The organism is Pseudomonas sp. SDO5215_S409 (assembly GCF_054071325.1).
The window spans coordinates 26,482-44,366 of sequence record NZ_JBSVWN010000012.1; the positions used below are offsets into that span (position 1 = coordinate 26,482).

General features: G+C 62.5%; 19 protein-coding genes. 7 read left to right on the plus strand and 12 right to left on the minus strand.

The genetic code is table 11. From position 1 onward, the window contains the following. Window positions 1–2 precede the first annotated feature (2 nt). The 3 genes from ngg to ACW9H9_RS09055 all read left to right on the plus strand — a co-directional run bounded on the left by ngg (window position 3) and on the right by ACW9H9_RS09055 (window position 3,307). A complete protein-coding gene (gene ngg / locus ACW9H9_RS09045) occupies window positions 3–1,736 on the plus strand; it encodes an N-acetylglutaminylglutamine synthetase (RefSeq protein WP_457342808.1) in 1,734 nt (577 codons plus the stop codon). Between the two features lie 105 nt (window positions 1,737–1,841). After that, window positions 1,842–3,020, plus strand: a complete 1,179-nt coding sequence (locus ACW9H9_RS09050) for an osmoprotectant NAGGN system M42 family peptidase (protein ID WP_457342809.1) — start codon at window positions 1,842–1,844, stop codon at window positions 3,018–3,020. Window positions 3,021–3,079: 59 nt separating this feature from the next. After that, window positions 3,080–3,307 (plus strand): YheU family protein, encoded by a 228-nt coding sequence (locus ACW9H9_RS09055; RefSeq protein WP_457342810.1) that lies wholly within the window; start codon window positions 3,080–3,082, stop codon window positions 3,305–3,307. 3 nt (window positions 3,308–3,310) lie between these two features. On the opposite strand, the gene csrA is transcribed toward ACW9H9_RS09055, so the two are convergent. Together csrA and ACW9H9_RS09065 are read right to left on the minus strand one after the other, a co-directional pair. Next, entirely contained in the window at window positions 3,311–3,514 is a 204-nt protein-coding gene (csrA, locus tag ACW9H9_RS09060; protein WP_457342811.1) for a carbon storage regulator CsrA, read from the minus strand. A gap of 162 nt (window positions 3,515–3,676) precedes the next feature. Then, window positions 3,677–4,489: an SDR family oxidoreductase gene (locus ACW9H9_RS09065; protein WP_457342812.1), complete on the minus strand. Its 813-nt coding sequence runs from the start codon at window positions 4,487–4,489 to the stop codon at window positions 3,677–3,679. 297 nt (window positions 4,490–4,786) lie between these two features. Here ACW9H9_RS09065 and ACW9H9_RS09070 point away from each other — a divergent pair, with 297 nt between their 5' ends. After that, window positions 4,787–4,939 carry a DUF3309 family protein gene (locus ACW9H9_RS09070; RefSeq protein WP_457342813.1) on the plus strand — a complete coding sequence of 51 codons (153 nt, stop codon included), beginning with the start codon at window positions 4,787–4,789 and terminating at the stop codon, window positions 4,937–4,939. A gap of 64 nt (window positions 4,940–5,003) precedes the next feature. Here ACW9H9_RS09070 and ACW9H9_RS09075 read toward each other — a convergent pair whose 3' ends face one another. The 5 genes from ACW9H9_RS09075 to ACW9H9_RS09095 all read right to left on the minus strand — a co-directional run bounded on the left by ACW9H9_RS09075 (window position 5,004) and on the right by ACW9H9_RS09095 (window position 10,731). Further along, entirely contained in the window at window positions 5,004–7,091 is a 2,088-nt protein-coding gene (locus tag ACW9H9_RS09075; RefSeq protein WP_457342814.1) for an LTA synthase family protein, read from the minus strand. Between the two features lie 313 nt (window positions 7,092–7,404). Then, the gene (locus ACW9H9_RS09080; protein WP_003172956.1) at window positions 7,405–7,596 is read right to left on the minus strand and encodes a PLDc N-terminal domain-containing protein; all 192 of its coding nucleotides are present in this window, start codon (window positions 7,594–7,596) and stop codon (window positions 7,405–7,407) included. Between the two features lie 68 nt (window positions 7,597–7,664). After that, window positions 7,665–8,195 carry a hypothetical protein gene (locus tag ACW9H9_RS09085; RefSeq protein WP_457342815.1) on the minus strand — a complete coding sequence of 177 codons (531 nt, stop codon included), beginning with the start codon at window positions 8,193–8,195 and terminating at the stop codon, window positions 7,665–7,667. Between the two features lie 95 nt (window positions 8,196–8,290). Beyond that, the gene (locus ACW9H9_RS09090; protein ID WP_457342816.1) at window positions 8,291–8,806 is read right to left on the minus strand and encodes an ankyrin repeat domain-containing protein; all 516 of its coding nucleotides are present in this window, start codon (window positions 8,804–8,806) and stop codon (window positions 8,291–8,293) included. A 98-nt stretch (window positions 8,807–8,904) separates the two neighbouring features. Further along, on the minus strand, window positions 8,905–10,731 hold the full coding sequence (locus ACW9H9_RS09095; protein ID WP_457342817.1) for a long-chain-acyl-CoA synthetase: 1,827 nt from the start codon (window positions 10,729–10,731) through the stop codon (window positions 8,905–8,907). A 341-nt stretch (window positions 10,732–11,072) separates the two neighbouring features. Here ACW9H9_RS09095 and ACW9H9_RS09100 point away from each other — a divergent pair, with 341 nt between their 5' ends. Then, complete coding sequence (locus tag ACW9H9_RS09100; RefSeq protein ID WP_457342818.1) at window positions 11,073–11,351, plus strand: DUF3509 domain-containing protein; 279 nt, start codon at window positions 11,073–11,075, stop codon at window positions 11,349–11,351. A 38-nt stretch (window positions 11,352–11,389) separates the two neighbouring features. On the opposite strand, the gene ACW9H9_RS09105 is transcribed toward ACW9H9_RS09100, so the two are convergent. From ACW9H9_RS09105 to aroC, 4 genes are all read right to left on the minus strand, one after another. Continuing rightward, entirely contained in the window at window positions 11,390–11,707 is a 318-nt protein-coding gene (locus ACW9H9_RS09105) for a helix-turn-helix domain-containing protein (protein WP_457342819.1), read from the minus strand. 208 nt (window positions 11,708–11,915) lie between these two features. Further along, window positions 11,916–12,437 carry an acireductone dioxygenase gene (locus tag ACW9H9_RS09110; RefSeq protein WP_457342820.1) on the minus strand — a complete coding sequence of 174 codons (522 nt, stop codon included), beginning with the start codon at window positions 12,435–12,437 and terminating at the stop codon, window positions 11,916–11,918. Between the two features lie 24 nt (window positions 12,438–12,461). Then, window positions 12,462–13,619: an MFS transporter gene (locus ACW9H9_RS09115; protein WP_457342821.1), complete on the minus strand. Its 1,158-nt coding sequence runs from the start codon at window positions 13,617–13,619 to the stop codon at window positions 12,462–12,464. Between the two features lie 46 nt (window positions 13,620–13,665). Further along, complete coding sequence (gene aroC, locus ACW9H9_RS09120) at window positions 13,666–14,757, minus strand: chorismate synthase (protein WP_457342822.1); 1,092 nt, start codon at window positions 14,755–14,757, stop codon at window positions 13,666–13,668. A 142-nt stretch (window positions 14,758–14,899) separates the two neighbouring features. Here aroC and ACW9H9_RS09125 point away from each other — a divergent pair, with 142 nt between their 5' ends. Both ACW9H9_RS09125 and ACW9H9_RS09130 read left to right on the plus strand, forming a co-directional pair. Beyond that, on the plus strand, window positions 14,900–15,862 hold the full coding sequence (locus ACW9H9_RS09125; protein WP_457342823.1) for an alpha/beta hydrolase: 963 nt from the start codon (window positions 14,900–14,902) through the stop codon (window positions 15,860–15,862). Window positions 15,863–15,960: 98 nt separating this feature from the next. Next, window positions 15,961–16,761, plus strand: a complete 801-nt coding sequence (locus ACW9H9_RS09130) for a hypothetical protein (RefSeq protein ID WP_457342824.1) — start codon at window positions 15,961–15,963, stop codon at window positions 16,759–16,761. Between the two features lie 57 nt (window positions 16,762–16,818). Here the strand turns inward: ACW9H9_RS09130 and prmB are convergent, their stop codons facing one another. Continuing rightward, complete coding sequence (prmB, locus tag ACW9H9_RS09135) at window positions 16,819–17,727, minus strand: 50S ribosomal protein L3 N(5)-glutamine methyltransferase (RefSeq protein ID WP_457342825.1); 909 nt, start codon at window positions 17,725–17,727, stop codon at window positions 16,819–16,821. Between the last annotated feature and the right edge of the window lie 158 nt (window positions 17,728–17,885).

The following is a 17,885-nucleotide window of genomic DNA, read 5'->3' on the forward strand; positions in this document are numbered from 1 at the left end:
TGATGAAACCTCACGCCACGGCTTACAGCCAACGTCTGCTGCGCGGCCAGGCGCCCTCTTACGAGCGCCTGCAAGCGCGCTTTGCCGAAGACGGCAGCGAGCCGGGCCCGGCCCCCATTGCGGTGCATTGCGGCTGGGGCCGGTTGCTGATCGGCCACACCTTTCCCGACCCGGCCAGCCTTGCCCTGGAGCTGCTCAACGAGCAGCCCGGCGAGCGGGACATCGCCCTGTATGTGGCGGCGCCCCAGCAGATACTGGGCATCGACCCGCAGCAGTTGTTTCTCGACCCCTCCGACACCCTGCGCCTGTGGTTCACCGATTACCGCCCGGCCACCCGCGTGTTTCGCGGCTTTCGCATCCGCCGTGTGCAGAGCGAGGCCGACTGGCAGGCGGTGAACCTGCTGTATCAGGGGCGCGGCATGTTGCCGGTCGATCCCCGGTTGCTCACCCCCCGTCACCAGGGCGGCCCGGTGTACTGGCTGGCCGAGGACGAGGACAGCGGCGCGGTGATCGGCAGCGTCATGGGGCTCAATCACCAGAAGGCCTTTCACGATCCGGAAAACGGCAGCAGCCTCTGGTGCCTGGCCGTGGACCCGCAATGCACCCGCCCCGGAGTGGGCGAAGTGCTGGTGCGCCACCTCATCGAGCACTTCATGAGCCGGGGCCTCAGTTACCTGGACCTGTCGGTGCTGCACGACAACCGCCAGGCGAAAAACCTGTACGCCAAGCTGGGGTTCCGAGCGCTCGCCACCTTTGCGATCAAGCACAAGAACGGCATCAACCAGCCGCTGTTCCTGGGGCCGGGGCCGCAGGCGGACTTCAACCCGTACGCACGGATCATCGTGGAGGAAGCCCACCGACGCGGCATTGACGTGCAGGTGGACGACGCCGCCGCCGGGTTGTTCACCCTGAGCCACGGCGGGCGCCGCGTGCGCTGCCGCGAGTCGTTGAGCGACCTGACCAGCGCCATCAGCATGACCCTGTGCCAGGACAAGAGCCTGACCCACAAGGTGCTCAAGGCCGCGGGCCTGAAATTACCCGCGCAGCAGTTGGCGGGCAGCGCGGATGACAACCTGGCGTTTCTGGACGAGCACACCCGCCTGGTGGTCAAGCCGCTGGACGGCGAACAGGGCCAGGGCGTGGCGGTGGACCTACAGAGCATCGAAGACGTGCAGCAGGCCATCGACGCGGCACGCCGGTTTGACAGCCGGGTCTTGCTGGAAAGCTTTCACGAAGGGGTGGACCTGCGCATTCTGGTGATTGGCTTTGAGGTGGTCGCCGCCGCCATTCGCCGCCCCGCCGAAATCACCGGCGACGGGCATCACTCCATCGGCGCGCTGATCGAGGCGCAAAGCCGTCGGCGCCAGGCGGCCACGGACGGCGAAAGCAAGATCCCGCTGGACCTCGAAACCCAGCGCACCCTGCACGCCGCCGGGTACGACTACAACAGCATCCTGCCCCGTGGTGAGCGCCTGGCGGTACGGCGTACCGCCAACCTGCACACCGGCGGGTGCCTGGAAGACGTCACCGCAATCCTGCACCCCACACTGGCAGACGCCGCCGTGCGCGCCGCGCGGGCACTGGACATTCCCGTGGTCGGGCTGGACCTGATGGTGCCCGCAGCCGACCAGCCAGCGTATGTGTTTATCGAAGCCAACGAACGGGCCGGCCTGGCCAACCACGAACCGCAGCCCACCGCGCAGCGGTTTGTGGACTTGTTGTTTCCTCTCAGTTGAGGGCGGCAAGCGGCGAGCAGCCAGGAAAAGCGGTGAAGCACACCCTGCTTTTCCTGGCGCTTGACGCTCGCGCCGTGCCTTCCCTTTCCTCCCCCAGGAGTGCCTATGCCACTGCCCGAACCAGACCTCACTTACCTGCAAAAGGTTTTGCTGGAAATGCTCGCCATTCCCAGCCCCACCGGGTTCACCGACACCATCGTGCGCTACGTGGCCGAGCGCCTCGACGAACTGGGCATCCCCTTTGAAATGACCCGGCGCGGCACCTTGCGCGCCACGCTCAAGGGCCAGCAAAGCAGCCCCGACCGCGCCGTGTCGGCGCACTTGGACACCATTGGCGCGGCCGTGCGCGCGATCAAGGACAACGGGCGCCTGACCCTGGCCCCCGTGGGCTGCTGGTCAAGCCGTTTTGCCGAGGGCAGCCGTGTCAGCCTGTTTACCGACAGCGGCGTGATCCGTGGCAGCGTGTTGCCGCTGATGGCCTCGGGGCACGCGTTCAACACGGCGGTGGATGAAATGCCCATCAGTTGGGACCACGTCGAGTTGCGCCTGGACGCCTACTGCACCACCCGCGCCGATTGCGATTCGCTGGGGATCTGCGTAGGCGACTTCGTGGCCTTCGACCCGCTGCCGGAATTTACCGACAGCGGGCACATCAGCGCCCGCCACCTGGACGACAAGGCTGGCGTGGCCGCCCTGCTCGCGGCGCTCAAGGCCATTGTCGACAGCGGTCAGCCCCTGGCCATCGACTGCCACCCGCTGTTCACCATCACCGAAGAAACCGGCAGTGGCGCCGCCGGTGCATTGCCTTGGGATGTGAGTGAGTTCGTCGGCATCGACATCGCGCCAGTCGCGCCCGGCCAGCACTCCAGCGAACACGCGGTGAGCGTGGCGATGCAGGACTCCAGCGGGCCGTATGACTATCACCTGTCGCGCCATTTGCTGCGCCTGGCTTCGGACAACGAACTGCCGGTGCGCCGCGACCTGTTCCGCTATTACTTCAGCGACGCCCATTCAGCGGTCACCGCCGGCCACGACATCCGCACCGCCCTGCTCGCCTTTGGCTGCGACGCCACCCACGGTTACGAGCGCACGCACATCGATAGCCTGGCCGCGCTGAGCCGCCTGTTGAGTGCGTATATCCTCAGCCCGCCGGTGTTTGCCAGCGACGCGCAACCGGCCCAGGGTTCACTGGACCGCTTCAGCCACCAGCTTGAACACGACGCCCAAATGGAGAGCGACACCCGTGTGCCGTCGGTGGACAGCCTGGTGGGGCAAAAGAACTGAGACTGGCAACCTGGGGCCCGGCGCAGTAGCATCGCCGGGTTCCCCCGCCCGAGGCTTGTATGCTGATTCCCCACGATGCACTTGAAGTCGACACCCTGACCCGCCTCATCGAAGACTTCGTCACCCGTGACGGCACCGACAATGGCGACGATACGCCGCTGGAAACCCGCGTGCTGCGGGTGCGCCAGGCGCTGAGCAAGGGCCAGGCGCTGATCGTGTTCGACCCCGAGAGCGAGCAGTGCCAACTGATGCTCAAGCACGATGTGCCCAAGCATCTGTTCGACTAGCTGTCAGGGGTTGGGAACGGGCACCGGATGAGGGGTGGCCTGGCTGCGCTTGAGAATTTTCTGATAGACCTCGGCGCGGTGCACATTGACCCCGGCAGGCGCATCAATGCCCAGTTTCACATGGCTGCCGCTCACTTCCAGAATGCGCAGGGTGATGTGATCACCCACCGAAATTAGTTCGCCGACCGTGCGACTGAGTACCAGCATGGGGTTCGTCCTTTTTTTTGACTGAACCCCGACCATGCCTCTGTCGCTGGCCTACGGCAATGGCTCCCCAACTAAACAGACGCACCTTACAACACGCTGTAAATCGCCTGACAGACAAGCCAGGAATCACCCGTGCTTGCAGGCAGAAATACAACGCTTTGTTTATCTGGATGACTGCGACTTGGCGCGCATCTTGTCGGCCATCACGGTCATTTCGTCGTACAGCAGCTGTGGATTTTTCTGCTTCAAGGCCCAGGCCATGCGGCCCTGCTCGTGGGGCAGGATCATGAACTGCCCGGCGGACACCTGATCGAAGATGTAGTCGGCAATCTGCTCGGCAGTGATCGGCGAGCTTTCCAGCAGTTTGCCGACCTGGGCCTTCATCGCCGGTGTAGGACCGCGAAACGAGTCGAGCAGGTTGGTCTGGAAGAACGACGGGCACACCACGTGTACATCGATTTCCTGCTGCTTGAGCTCCACCAGCAGGCTTTCCGACAACGCCACCACCCCGGCCTTGGCCACGTTGTAGTTGCTCATGGCCGGGCCCTGCATCAAGGCGGCCATGGACGCGATATTGATGATGCGCCCGCGGCTTTTTTCCAGCAGCGGCAGGAACGCCTTGCAGCCCTTGACCACGCCCATCAGGTTGATTGCGATCTGCCAGTCCCAGTCTTCCAGGGACAATTCGCCGAAAAAACCGCCCGAGGCCACACCGGCGTTGTTGACGATCACGTCGATGCCGCCGAACTTTTCCTCGCACGCCTGGGCCAAGGCGGTGAGCTGGCAGTAGTCGCGTACATCACACCGCTGGATAAACCCGTCGCCACCGGCCTCGCGCACCCGCTTGAGGGTGTCTTGCAGGCCGGGCTCGCTCACATCCGACAAGGCCAGCCGCCACCCCGCGCGCGCCCAGCGCAGTGCGATTTGGCGGCCCAGGCCGGAACCGGCGCCGGTGATCATCATGCGGTTTTGCATAGGGAAATAACCTTGTGGTTCACAGAAGAGTGATCGGCAGTGTAGCGAAGGTTCTGGTGGGCCCCCTGCACCATTAAAGTGCTGAATGACTCGGGCAAACCGGGGAGGATGGCGCGCCGTGCAAGTTCAATTTATTTGAACTAGATGACATTAATTGCAACGCACTTAAAAGAAATAACACGCGCTGCAAAACGGTTTAAAAAACTCTGAATTTTTCTGAAGGGCGGTAGGTCACATACATCAAGAGGGTGCTGTTAAGTGCCTCTACTTACTGACTGACAACAAGGGAAATCCACCATGAGCCTTATTCTGATCATTATCCTGATTTTGCTGCTGGTCGGCGGCTTGCCAGTGTTCCCCCACTCGCGTAACTGGGGTTACGGGCCTTCGGGTATCTTGGGGACTATTCTGATCGTGCTGTTGATCCTGTTGTTGTTAGGCAAGATATAACGGCTTTTATGCGTGCAAAAAAAAGAGGCCATTATTAGATGGCCTCTTTTTTTATGCCGTGACGTTAGTCAGGCTTGCCGTCCACCACGCCTGCGGTGTTATCCAGCAAACTTTTGGTGGCGGTTTGCAGGAACGACTCAAGTTTCTGCTTGAGTGCGGCCTCGTCGGAAGACTCGGGGATCAGTTTTCCGTTCGGGTTGGCGCCCAGTTCGTATTGCCACAGCTTGGGCGGCATTTCCTTGGGCAACACCAGCACGCGGTCGGCGGTGAGCAAGGCCACGGTCTGGTCGCTGCCCGACGGTTTGATCACGCCAAACCCCTTGTCGCCTTCGGGCAGGTTGAGCAGGTCGCGGCCCCAGCATTGTTGACGGGTTTCACCGCCCAGGCGGCCCATGATGGTGGGCACGATGTCGATCTGAGTGCCCACGGTGTGGTCACGCTCGCCGAATTTTTCCTGGATGCCCGGTGCGATCATCAGCATGGGCACGTTGAAGCGGCCCAGGTCCATCTCGGTGATCTGCTGCTCGTTACCAAAACCGTGGTCGCCCACGATCACAAACAGGGTTTCCTTGAAGTACGGCTCTTTGCGGGCCTTTTCAAAGAACTGGCCCAGGGCCCAGTCCGAGTAGCGCATGGCCGTCAGATGCTCGTTGAGGCTGCCACGGTCGGTGACTTTCTCCACCGGCAACGGCGTCGGCAAGGCATATGGGGTGTGGTTGGACAGGGTTTGCAGCAGGGCATAGAACGGCTTGCCGCCCTCGCGGGCCTTCAGCTCTTCCAGGCCACGGTTGAACATGTCCTGGTCGGACACGCCCCACGTCGGGTCGGAGAACACCGGGTTGACGAAGTCGTTGCGGCCAACGAAGTTGGTCATGCCCTGGTTGCTGAAAAAGCCCGACTGGTTGTCCCAGGCAAAATCACCGTTGTACACATACACGTCGTTGAAATCCCGCGCGCTGAGCAACTGCGGCAGGCCCGACAGTTTGTGGCTGCCTTCGGGGGTCTGCATCAGGTATTCAAAGCCCGGCAGGTTCGGGAAGCACGCCATGGTGGCGAACATGCCCTGGTGGGTGTGGGTGCCGTTGGAGAAGAAGCGGTCGAACAGCAGGCCTTGCTTGGACAGTGCGTCGAAGTACGGCGTGATGTTGCCCGGACGGCCCAGCGCGCCCACCGAGTGACCGGCGAAGCTTTCCATCAGGATCACCACGACGTTCTTGATGGGCAGGGTTTTCTCGGCAGGCGGCGTGTAGTCACGGCGCACGGCGGCGGTGTCGATATCCACCAGTTTTTCTTGCGGCAATACCAGCATGTCACGCACGGTCTGCGTGGCCAGCGGTTGGGCAAGGGTGGCCTTCCAGATGTTGGAACGCTCTTCGGAGAACCGCGCCTTGGCAGCGCCAATCAGCGACAGCGTGCCGTTGAGGCCCAGTTGGTTGGCGAAGTTGGAGTCGGTGGTGTACATGTCGCCCCAACGCAGCGGCGGGCCCTGACGCAAGGTGCCGCGTGCGGCGACCACGGCGATCAGCAGGCACACCACGAACACCGCAATGCGCCCGTACCACGGCGCCACCGGGCGTGTGCCGATGCTGCCACCGCTGAACGGCCCGCGTGGGCGCGTGGCGCGGTCGGCGCCTTTGAAGGCGATGCTCAAGATCAGCGTTCCCACGGCCCAGGCCAGCAGGTAGCGCACCACGGGGTAGCCGTGCCAGATCATGCTGCCCACGGTGCGTGGGTCTTCCTTCACGTACTGGAAAACCAGGCCATTGAGGCGCTGGTGGAACTCACGGTAGAAGTCCAGTTCCATCACGCCCAGGAACAGGGCGATGCTGGAGGCCACCGTCAGCCACAGGCGGAAGAACCCGCGCGCGGCCATCGCCCGCACGCTGAACAAGGCCAGCAGCAGCGGGACGATGACGTACACCACCAGGCGGATGTCCAGGCGCAGGCCGTTGCCGAACGCTTCAAGGAGGGTCGAGGCCGGGGTGTCGAGGATCATCTCGCGGTTGTAGACCAGCAGCGCCAGGCGCAGCAGGGAGAACATCACCATCATGATGAAGACGCAAAGCAGCGTGTACGCCAGATGGGATTTGACGGTCGGTTGCAGCAAGCGATTGGAGGCTCGCTGCTGACTCAGGGCGTCCGGGTTTGCCATGTCTTTCAGGACCCATTGGAAGTTTAAGGTGCGAAATTGCAGCGCTGCCCCGCGCTCACCCAGGCTGGCTGGGGCAGGCGGTTGACGCAGTGGCGCGAATGGTGCCCGATCAATGGCATCTAGGCTATTGATTCGTGAACATGCGCCGCCCTCCCGCCGTTGACAGCACGTGTTGCAGCGGGTGGGCAGGGACGTAAAGCGGGCGAATTGTCTTGGATGGAATGTGAAAATTCTGTGCAGCGAATATTTCGACACACAAAAAACAAACGAGGCCTGAAAGCCCCCACGGCTGGCGTGGGAGCCGTGGCGGGCGTCAGATCCGCACGTTGCCGCGCGGCCCGGCGATGGCCCAGATAATCAGGCCCAACACCGGCAGCAGCAGGATCAACAGTATCCACAACACCTTCGCGCCGGTGCTGGCGCCGCTTTTGAACACGTTGATGATCGCCCAGATATCCAGCGCCAGGATGATCAGCCCGATCAGACCATTAAAAGTGGAACCCATGGTGTCGCTCCTAAATGAGGGCATGCCTGCTTAGGATAGTCAGCCGCGGCCAGGGTTCCGCTTTTATTTCAGACGTGGACCGCCACCCTCAAGGCTTCCAGGGACGGTTCGCCCTTGATGCCCACCTGCGCGCACAGTTCCAGCACGCGCGGGACTTGATTGCCGTAGACCAGCACGACCTGAAGCGCGTCATCGAGCAACTGGCTGAAATCCAGCAGCGTGTAGCCGCCGTTTTCCGGGTTCAGGGCGCTCATTTGTACCTGGATGCGGTTCAGTGCGGTCAAGGCGTCGGTCTTGGCCAGTTGCTTGGGCTTGAGGTTGAACGCCACGCCCGGGCCGAACGACGCGACGATCTGCGCGAACAGGTCCTGGTAGCTGTCGGCCTGGAACAGCACGGTGTCCGGCAGGCTGCCGACCACCACCCACTCACCCAGCGGGATGGGGAAGGTGTCGTCGTAGTTGATGTCGGGGTTGGCAGTCAGAAACGCTTGCGGGTCTGCGTAGGCCTGGGCCGCTTCATCCGCCACCTGGGCGATCTCGGGCTCGCTCATGCAGCCGGAGCTGATGTTGCTGATGAGTTCGACAAGCGCGGTTTTCATGGGGCGATCCTGGGGTGGCGGCAATGGGGGGCGCGAAGATAGCACTGCTGGGGCGTAGCAACAAATGCGGCCCCGCGTGTGGCCCCCCCGAAGGCTTAAAGCAGCTTGCTCAATTGCGCCGCCGTGTCCGCTGCGCCCATGGTCTGCGCCGCCGCCAGTGCGGTGGCGCCCTGGGCGTCGGTGGCCTTGGGGTTGGCGCCCTGGCTCAACAGGTAGTCGAGCATGTCTGTGCGGTTGAACATCGCCGCCATCATCAGCGCGGTACGCCCGTCGGAGGAGCACGCATCCACCGGCGCGCCGCCTTCGATCAATGCCTTGACCACCGCCAGGTTGCCCTTGAACGCCGCACCGGCGATCGGCAGTTGATTCTTGTCGTTGGCGATCAGCGGGTCGGCCTTGAACTCCAGCAGCACCTTCACCGCGTCCGCATGCCCGTGATAGGCGGCCAGCATCAACAGCGTGTCGCCGTTGTGGTTGCGAAAATTGGCGGGCAGCCCTTTGGCCAAGAGTGCGGCGAGCATGGCCGCATCGCCTCGGCGAGCCACGTCGAAGACCTGCTCGGCAAATTCGGCGGCTTCGTCTTCGGTCATTTGTTTGGCGTGGTCTGACATGTGGGGGGCTCCTTGTCTGATGCTGTATAAGGCGCCCAGTGTCGCGATGGAGTTCCCCCCTGTCATGCGTTTTTTGCTGAAGGTGCCCATAGCCACAATCAATAGCGGAACTTGCCGCCCTGGATTTCGGCCACCATCTGACCGGTGACCGGCACATAGCAGTCAGACCCGGGCAGCCAGGCGTAGATCGGGTCTTCCCCGGCTTTTTGTGGGTCGAAGGCCTCTTCCTTGAGCTTGACCTTCTGGTATTTGAAGGTACCGGTGGTTTCCATTTTGATCTTGACCCGCAGGAACAACGGCACCGCGTAGTGCGGCAACTGGCAATGGGCAAAGTGCAGCAACTCGCGCATGTCCAGCGACGCCAGCGACTCGGTGGGCGTGATCGCGGCCATACCGGCGCGCCCGTTGGTGTTTTCGATCTCGACGCCGTAGGCCACCACTTCGGAGATTTGCGGGTGTTGCAGCAGGATGTTTTCCACTTCGGTGGTGGAAACGTTCTCGCCTTTCCAGCGATAGGTGTCCCCCAGCCGGTCCACGAATTGCGCGTGGCCAAAACCGATACTGCGCAACAGATCGCCGGTGTTGAAGTAGCGGTCGCCCTTTTCAAACACGTCGGTGAGGACCACCTTGCGGTTCTTTTCCGGGTCGGTGTAGCCGTCGAACGGCGCCTTTTCATCGATCCTTGCCAACAGCAGGCCCTGCCCGCCCTTCTGCACCTGGCGCATGAAACCGTCGCTGCCGCGAATCGGCTCGCAGGTGTCATGGGCGTAGTCCACCAGCGCCCAGTGCATCAGGGAAAACCCGATGGTGTTGTCGAAATTAAGCACGTTGGTGAAGCCGATATTGCCGTCACTGGCGGCATACAGCTCGCAGATATGGTCGACGCCAAAGCGCTCCTTGAATTGGGCCCATACGCCGGGACGCAGGCCGTTGCCGATCATTTTGGTCACGCGGTTATCACGGTCCCGGGCGTTCACAGGCTGGTCGATCAGGTAGCGGCACAGCTCGCCGACATAACCCAGCGTGGTGGCCTTGAACGCGCGTGCGTCCTCCCAGAACTGGCTGGCGCTGAACTTGCGCCGGATGGCGAACCCCGAGGCCCCGGCAATCGCCGAGCCCCAACACACGCACAGCCCGGTCGCGTGGTACAGCGGCAGGGTGCAATACACAACGTCGTCGGGGCCCATGTCCAGGGCGATGGTGCCAAAGCTGGCCGAGGACTTCATCCAACGGCCATGCTTGAAAATCCCGGCCTTGGGCAGCCCGGTGGTGCCGGAGGTGTAGATATAAAAGCAGGGGTCGTTGAAGAAGATCTGCTGGGTGCTGGCGGGGTTTTGCGTCGAGGCATCGGCGCAAGCGGCCAGCAGGTCGACATAACCCGGCGGCGCCTCGGCATCCGGCTGGTCTTCTATAAACCACGTGCGGTCGTCACGGATGGCCACCTGCTCACGGACCGCGTCATAGGCCGCCACCAACTCCGCCCCCACCACAATGGCCACGGGTTGCACCAAGTTCAGGCTGTGCACCAGCACGCCCTGGGTCTGCGCGGTATTGAGCATGGCGCAGATGCCGCCCAGCTTGGCCACCGCCAGCACCGTGAGCAGCAACTCCGGGCGATTTTCGATAAACAGCGCCACCACATCGCCCTTGCCGACGCCTTGCGCCTGCAAGTAGTGGCTCATGCGGTTGGCCTGTTCGTTGGCCTGGCGGTAGGTGAGCCGCGTATCGCGGTACAACAGCGCAACCCCGTCGGGGTTGCGTTGGGCGGCCTGTTCAAAGGTCCAGCCCAGCCCGCACGGCTGCTGGGGGTCGGTGATGTTGGCGACGCGGATGCCACGCACCAGGCGCGGCAGGGCTCGGACAATGGTTGGCACCTTACGCAGCATCATGCCCCAGGTGATCATGTCGTTTTGCTGTGGGTTCATAACAGAAACGTCCTTTTTCTTATTATTCGTATGATCCATCGACAGGCCTTCGCTGTAGGACCAACGCCGACTGCCTTGCAGGAAAATACGCCAGCCATTCTTCGGCTGTACACGCAGGATTTGAAAAGTTTTGTATCCCGTCGGGCCCAGGGAACCTTCGGCCCACACCCCGCAAAATGCAGGATGCACGATGGCCATTCATGCAAATTGCACGAACCCGTTAATTTGCGATATTTCCAAGCTATTGATTTATAACGATTTTTATAAATAACAAGACTGGCACACTCACTGCAACTGTTACTCCATCTACGACATTCATGCGTTAAACGGAGCTGATAGACATGAGCCTGATCCAAGACAAGTTTGCCTCTGTATTCTCCCAATACGACGTGACCACCCAGCCCCGCCCGGATGGCGGCATCCTGCTGACCTTGCGCAACAGCGACGGCAAGCAGGTCAAGCGTTCGATTTCGTATCAACAGCTGCACACCGCCGACCAGCTGACCTGGGTCATCAGCGCGATTCGCCGTGACCTGGCTGAACAGGCCAGCGAGCTGCCACAAATTTCCCTGTTGCAGAGCCAGAACCGCTTTGCCCTGCCGACCTATCACTCGGCCTGATCACCCGGTTTTGACACGAGGCCGTGATGCTCTACGCATCACGGCCTTTTTTGTGGCTTGCACAAACGCTGTTTGAACGCCGCATTCGTGGCCTGAACCCGGTTGCTGACCTGTAATTTGGCGTAGATGTTGCGCAGGTGAAATTTCACCGTGGCCTGTGAGATTGCGCGAATTTTGCTGATTTCCCACACCGTCTTGCCCTCTGACGCCCAACGCAGAATCTCCAGCTCTTTGGGCGTCAAAGGCTGGCCGGACAACATCGCACGGGGCTTGGGTTTACTGCGCCGATTCCCCACAGGGGCTGGCTTGCTGTCAGAGGGAGGCAACAGCTGTTGCACCTCTTTGGATCCGCTCATTCCTGCATCTCCCACGCTGATTAGCCAAATACCGCTGGCAATCGGACTGTTGCTATTGACAGGTCATCATTAGCGAGCCGAGAGAGTTACACAAAGAGTGGAATTACAGGGTGGGCCTTAGAACAAACAGCTGGAGCCTACAAACTTATAGGGCTCTTCCCACAACGTTTTCCAACGGCCGTGGGTTGAACTTTCAAAAGAGACAGGTTCAGTCATCCAATCGCGGGAAACGATGGGCGATGTCATCCCCGGTGAAATCCACCCCGCCGCCCTGCGGCTGGCCGCGCAAGCGAATCGCCAGGAAGTGCGGGCGCTCACCCGCATCGAACCAGTGGGCCACCCCGGCGGGCACTGCCAGCAGGTCATTTTTTTCGCACAGGATGGCGTATACGTAATCGCCAATATGCAGGTTGAACAGCCCACGGCCGGTCACGAAAAAGTGCGCGTCGTCGCAGGACTGACGGTATTCCCGGGGGGCGCTGGCGTCAGCGTCGGCGTGTATTACCTCAACGTTTGCGTAACCGCGCGCGCCCATCAGCCGGTCGATGGGCGCCGTGTACGCCGCGAGCACCTGGGCATGGCTGGCGCCTGGCTCAAGCGTTGTCGCCGCCTGCCAGCGCTCGAACAGCACGCCGTGTTCGGCCAGGGTCGAGGCGATATCGTCAGCGTGGGTCAACACCTTGTTTGGCGTGTCGGGCGTAGAGACGGGGTAGACGCACAGGTAACTCATCAAGCGATTCCTTGGGTGGCGGGGTCAAGCGTTCACAGCCTTTGGCTCATGCAAACGAACGCCGATGATAACGGCAGCGGCCAGGGCCGCGACGCTGGCAATGCTAAACGTCAGGGTGGGGCCCAGCAGGTTCCAGCTGTAACCGGCATACAACGCGCCCAGCGCGCCGCCGGTGCCAGCCAGTGCGGCATAGAGTGCCTGCCCCTGCCCTTGCTGGCGAGCACCAAAACTGCGTTGTACAAACTGGATCGACGAGGCATGGAAACTGGCAAACGTGGCCGCGTGCAGCACCTGCGCCAGCAGCAACACCCAGAAAAACTCGGCGAACGCGCCCAGCAGCAACCAGCGCAGCGCCGCCAACACAAAGCTGGCGAGCAACATGCGGCGCACCGAAAAACGTGTGAGGAGGCGGCTCATGCCCAGGAACATCAACACCTCGGCCACCACCCCCAACGCCCACAACAAACCGATCACGCCGCGGCTGTAGCCGAGGTGTTCCAGGTGCAAGGTCAAAAATGTGTAGTAAGGGCCATGGCTCAACTGCATCAGTGCCACGCAGGCATAAAACGCCAGCACGCCGGGGCTGCGCAATTGCCGCCAGAACCCCTCCCCCGCCAGCCGGCCCTGGTTGACCGGCTGCGCATTGGGCACCCACAGGCTGGCCGCGATGATACCGGCCATGATCACCACGACCACCACCGGGTAAATATCCAGGCTGAGCCAGTCGAACAGGCGCCCCATGATCACCACGGTGAGGATGAAGCCAATCGAGCCCCACAGGCGTACCTGGCTGTAGCGTGAGGTCTGGTTGTGCAGGTGGGCCAGGGTGATGACTTCAAATTGTGGCAACACCGCGTGCCAGAAAAACGCATGCAGGGCCATCACCAGCGCCAGCCAGGCGTAGGACTTGTCGATAAAGATCAGCGAAAAGCTCGCCAGGGTACACACCGCGCCAAACCGCACGATGGCCAGGCGCCGGCCGGTGTAGTCACCCAGCCAACCCCACAGATTGGGCGCGACGCAGCGCATCAACATGGGGATGGCCACCAGTTCGCCAATGCGGGCGGCGGGGAACCCCAGGTGGTCGAAGTACAGCGCCAGAAACGGCGCCGTGGCCCCCAGCAGGGCGAAATAGAACAGGTAAAAGCTGGAAAGTCGCCAGTACGGCAGGCCTGGGCTCATGGGGTTTGCACGGGCCGCTTGGCCGCCCCCCGCGAGCCACACACCGTCACAGCTGGCCCAGCACCGGTGTGCTCACCTGCACGTCGGCGTTCTGCCCGCGATGGCGCAGCAGGTGGTCCATCAGCACGATGGCCATCATCGCCTCGGCGATGGGCGTGGCGCGGATGCCCACGCACGGGTCGTGACGGCCTTTGGTGATCACATCCACCGGATTGCCGTGCACATCGATCGAGCGGCCGGGCGTGGTGATGCTCGACGTGGCCTTGAGCGCCAGGTGCGCGACGATCGGCTGGCCGGACGAGATACCGCCCAGGATGCCGCCAGCGTTGTTGCTGAGAAACCCTTCGGGCGTCAGCTCGTCACGGTGCTCGGTGCCGCGTTGGGCGACGCAACTGAAACCTGCGCCGATTTCCACGCCTTTGACCGCGTTGATGCTCATCAGCGCGTGGGCCAGTTCGGCGTCGAGGCGGTCGAAAATCGGTTCGCCCAGGCCCGGCTTGACGCCTTCGGCGACCACGGTGATCTTGGCGCCCACGGAGTCCTGGTCGCGGCGCAACTGGTCCATGTAGGCCTCCAGCTCCGGCACTTTGTCCGGGTCGGGGCTGAAAAAGGCGTTTTGCTCGACGCTGTCCCAGGTCTTGAACGGGATTTCGATAGGGCCCAGTTGGCTCATGTAACCGCGCACGACGATGCCCTGGGTGGCCAGGTATTTCTTGGCGATGGCACCCGCCGCGACGCGCATCGAGGTTTCGCGCGCCGAGCTGCGGCCGCCGCCTCGGTAGTCGCGCTCGCCGTATTTGTGGTGGTAGGTGTAGTCGGCGTGGGCCGGGCGGAACAGGTCCTTGATGGCCGAGTAGTCCTTGGACTTCTGGTCGGTGTTGCGGATCAACAGGCCGATGGCGCAGCCCGTGGTGCGGCCTTCGAACACGCCAGAAAGGATCTCGACTTCGTCGGGCTCCTGGCGCTGGGTGGTGTGGCGGCTGGTGCCGGGCTTGCGGCGGTCGAGGTCACGCTGCAAGTCTTCCAGGGACAGCGCGAGCCCGGGCGGGCAGCCATCGACAATGGCGACCAACGCCGGGCCATGGCTTTCGCCGGCGGTGGTGACTGTGAACAGCTTGCCGAAGGTGTTGCCGGACATGCGGGGCGCTCCGTGAAATCAGTTGAAATAACTCAACCCTGGTAAACAAGTGCGCCAGTATACGCAGGCTCTTGCCGTAGTTCATCCTCGAAACCTTCCCGGCAGGCCTTGGTCCAACCGACACTTCACCAATAATGGCGCGATGATGCTGCGAGTTCTGCTGTTGACCCTCACCCTGTTTTCCAGCGTCGGCTTCGCCGCTGCCCCCGTGGTGCTGCAACGCCCCATCAGCCTGGACACCGGCCATGGCGAGCTGTTTGGTTCGTTGTTGCTGCCCCAGTCCGACAAACCGGTGCCGGTGGTGCTGATCATCGCTGGCTCTGGCCCCACCGACCGCAACGGCAACAGCGCCGACGGCGCCCGCAATGACAGCCTCAAGCGCCTGGCCTGGGTGCTGGCCCGGCACAACATCGCCAGCGTGCGTTACGACAAACGCGGCGTGGCGGCGAGCCTGGCGGCCACCCCCGATGAGCGCAACCTGACCCTGGACGCCTACGTCGCCGACGCCGTGGCCTGGGGCAACTTGCTCAAGGCCGACGCGCGCATGGGCCCCCTGATTGTGCTGGGCCACAGCGAGGGCGCGCTAGTGGCGGCCCTCGCCGCCCCGCAACTGAACCCGGCCGGGGTGGTGTCGCTGTCGGGCAGCGCACGCCCGGTGGACCAGGTGATCCGTCAGCAGCTGGCCGAGCACTTGCCCCCGGCGCTGATGCTGCGCAGCAACCAGATCCTCGATCACCTCAAGGCCGGCCAGCTGGACACCGATGTACCCGGCCCGCTGCAGAGCATTTTCCGACCCAGCGTGCAGCCTTATCTGATCAGCCTGTTCCGTGCCGATCCTTCAGCGGCCTTCGCGAAGCTGAGCATGCCAGCGCTGATTCTCCAGGGCACCCACGACCTGCAAGTGAACGTCGACGATGCCCGGCAATTGCAAAAAGCCAAGCCGGACGCCGAGTTGACGGTGATCGAGGGCATGAACCACGTGATGCGCATCGTGCCCAATGACGTGAAACAACAGTTGGCCTCCTACAACGACCCGCAATTGCCGCTGGCGGCCGAACTGGGCGATCGCCTGGTGGGCTTTATCCAGGGGCTGGGCGCCCGTTAGCGCGCATTCTTTCTCCAGTCCTGGGCAAATCGGCCGATAAGGCAAAGGTCGGCAGCAAAAAGCCTGCCGACCCGCTGAGCTTGACAGGAACGCGCCGAATGACGAACACCGAAGCCACACCTCAATCCACCGCCGACACGCCGGCACCCGCCGTCGCCGACTCGGCCCCGTTGCCGTGGGCGGACGTTCAGGCCGAACATTTCAAAATGCTGCGCCTGGCCCCGCTGGCCACCGATCGCGCCACGGGCCTGCGGCCGCTGCGTTTTGTGCAATTTGGTTACGCCGAGCGTAATAACAAGGACCAGAGCCTGCTGCGGATGGTCATCCAACTGCCCGGCCAGCGGGTGCGCCGCGAGCAGAACCACTTGGACATCTGGGTGGACCACGCCACCCATCGCGTGCATTTTGGCCCGGGCAACAGCCTGGAGATCGAACCGGCCAACCGCGGCCTGGGCCGCTTCCTGGTGGCCCAAGGCGCTGCCTGGGCGAAGAAAAAGTGGTCGCATTACCGCGTCGACGGTGTGGACCTGGCCAACAAAGACGCCCTGAACGAAGCCACCCGCCTGCGGCGCGACCACTTTTTGCGCATCCAGGGGTTTGATGTGGCCTACGCCGATGTCCAGCATTTGAAAGGCAACGTGCAGCCGGGCAAGGTCGGGGATGTGCTCGACAGCTGGAACACCGAGAAGGTGCAGTTTGTCGAGATTCTGGAAGCCGCGCAGATGCTGCAACAGGCCGAGCAAAACCTGGCGGAACAGGAAGTGAAGCTGCGCAACGAAGAAGAAAAGGTGGTGAAGTTCAAGCGCGAGGACAGCGGGTTGCGCTTTACCATCACCTGCCTGGTGGCGTTTACCGTGTTTCAGGCCGGTTTGCTGATCTGGATCGCCACGCACCGCTGACGCACTGAAGGCTCACGCCGTGTGGGAGCCGCAGGCGGGCTCCCACGCCAGGTCCGTTTATACCAGGGACGCGAACAGCGCCTGGTGCGCCCGGCATTGTTCGGCCGTGAGCATGAACACACCGTGGCCGCCGCGCTGGAAGTCCAGCCAGGCAAAGTCCACTTGCGGGTACAAGGCCTCGACATGCACCTGGCTGTTGCCCACCTCGACAATCAGCAAGCCCTTCTCGGTCAGGTGGTTCGCCGCCTCGGCCAGCATGCGCCGCACCAGGTTCAAGCCATCATCGCCACACGCCAGGCCCAGCTCGGGCTCGTGCTGGTATTCGTCGGGCATGTCGGCAAAGTCTTCGGCATCGACATACGGCGGGTTGGATACGATCAAATCAAAACGCTGGCCCGGCAGGCCATCAAAGCCGTCGCCCTGCACGGTGTACACACGCTCGTCGACGCCATGGCGCTCGATGTTCTGGTTGGCCACTTCCAGCGCTTCAAAGGACAGGTCTGCCAGCACCACTTCGGCGTCCTGGAACTCGTAGGCGCAGGCAATCCCGATGCAGCCGGAGCCGGTGCACAGGTCGAGAATGCGCGCAGGCGGCGTGCCCAACCACGGCTCGAAGCGGTTTTCGATCAGCTCGCCAATGGGCGAACGCGGAATCAGCACACGCTCGTCAACGATAAACGACAGCCCGCAAAACCAGGCCTCACCTAGCAGGTAGGCGGTGGGCACGCGCTCCTCGATGCGGCGCTTGAGCAAGCGTTGCAGGTTGACCAGCTCGTCGTCTTCCAGGTTGCAATCCAGGTAGCTGTCGGCGATTTCCCACGGCAGGTGCAGCGCACCGAGTACCAATTGCCGGGCTTCGTCCCAGGCATTGTCGGTGCCGTGGCCAAAAAACAGGTCCTCGCCATGGAAACGGCTGACAGCCCAACGGATATGGTCGCGCACGGTGCGCAGGCGGGAAGTGATCACGGGGGCAAGCTCCTGGAAAAAACGACGGGCGATTCTAACAGCCTTGGGCGGCATCGACGATGTGGGAAAGCGTCGGCGCCATCCGTCGGATTTCACCTCATTTGCGCGTTTTGCGTAAACGTAATGCCCTATTGACATCGCTGCACGCCAACAACGGC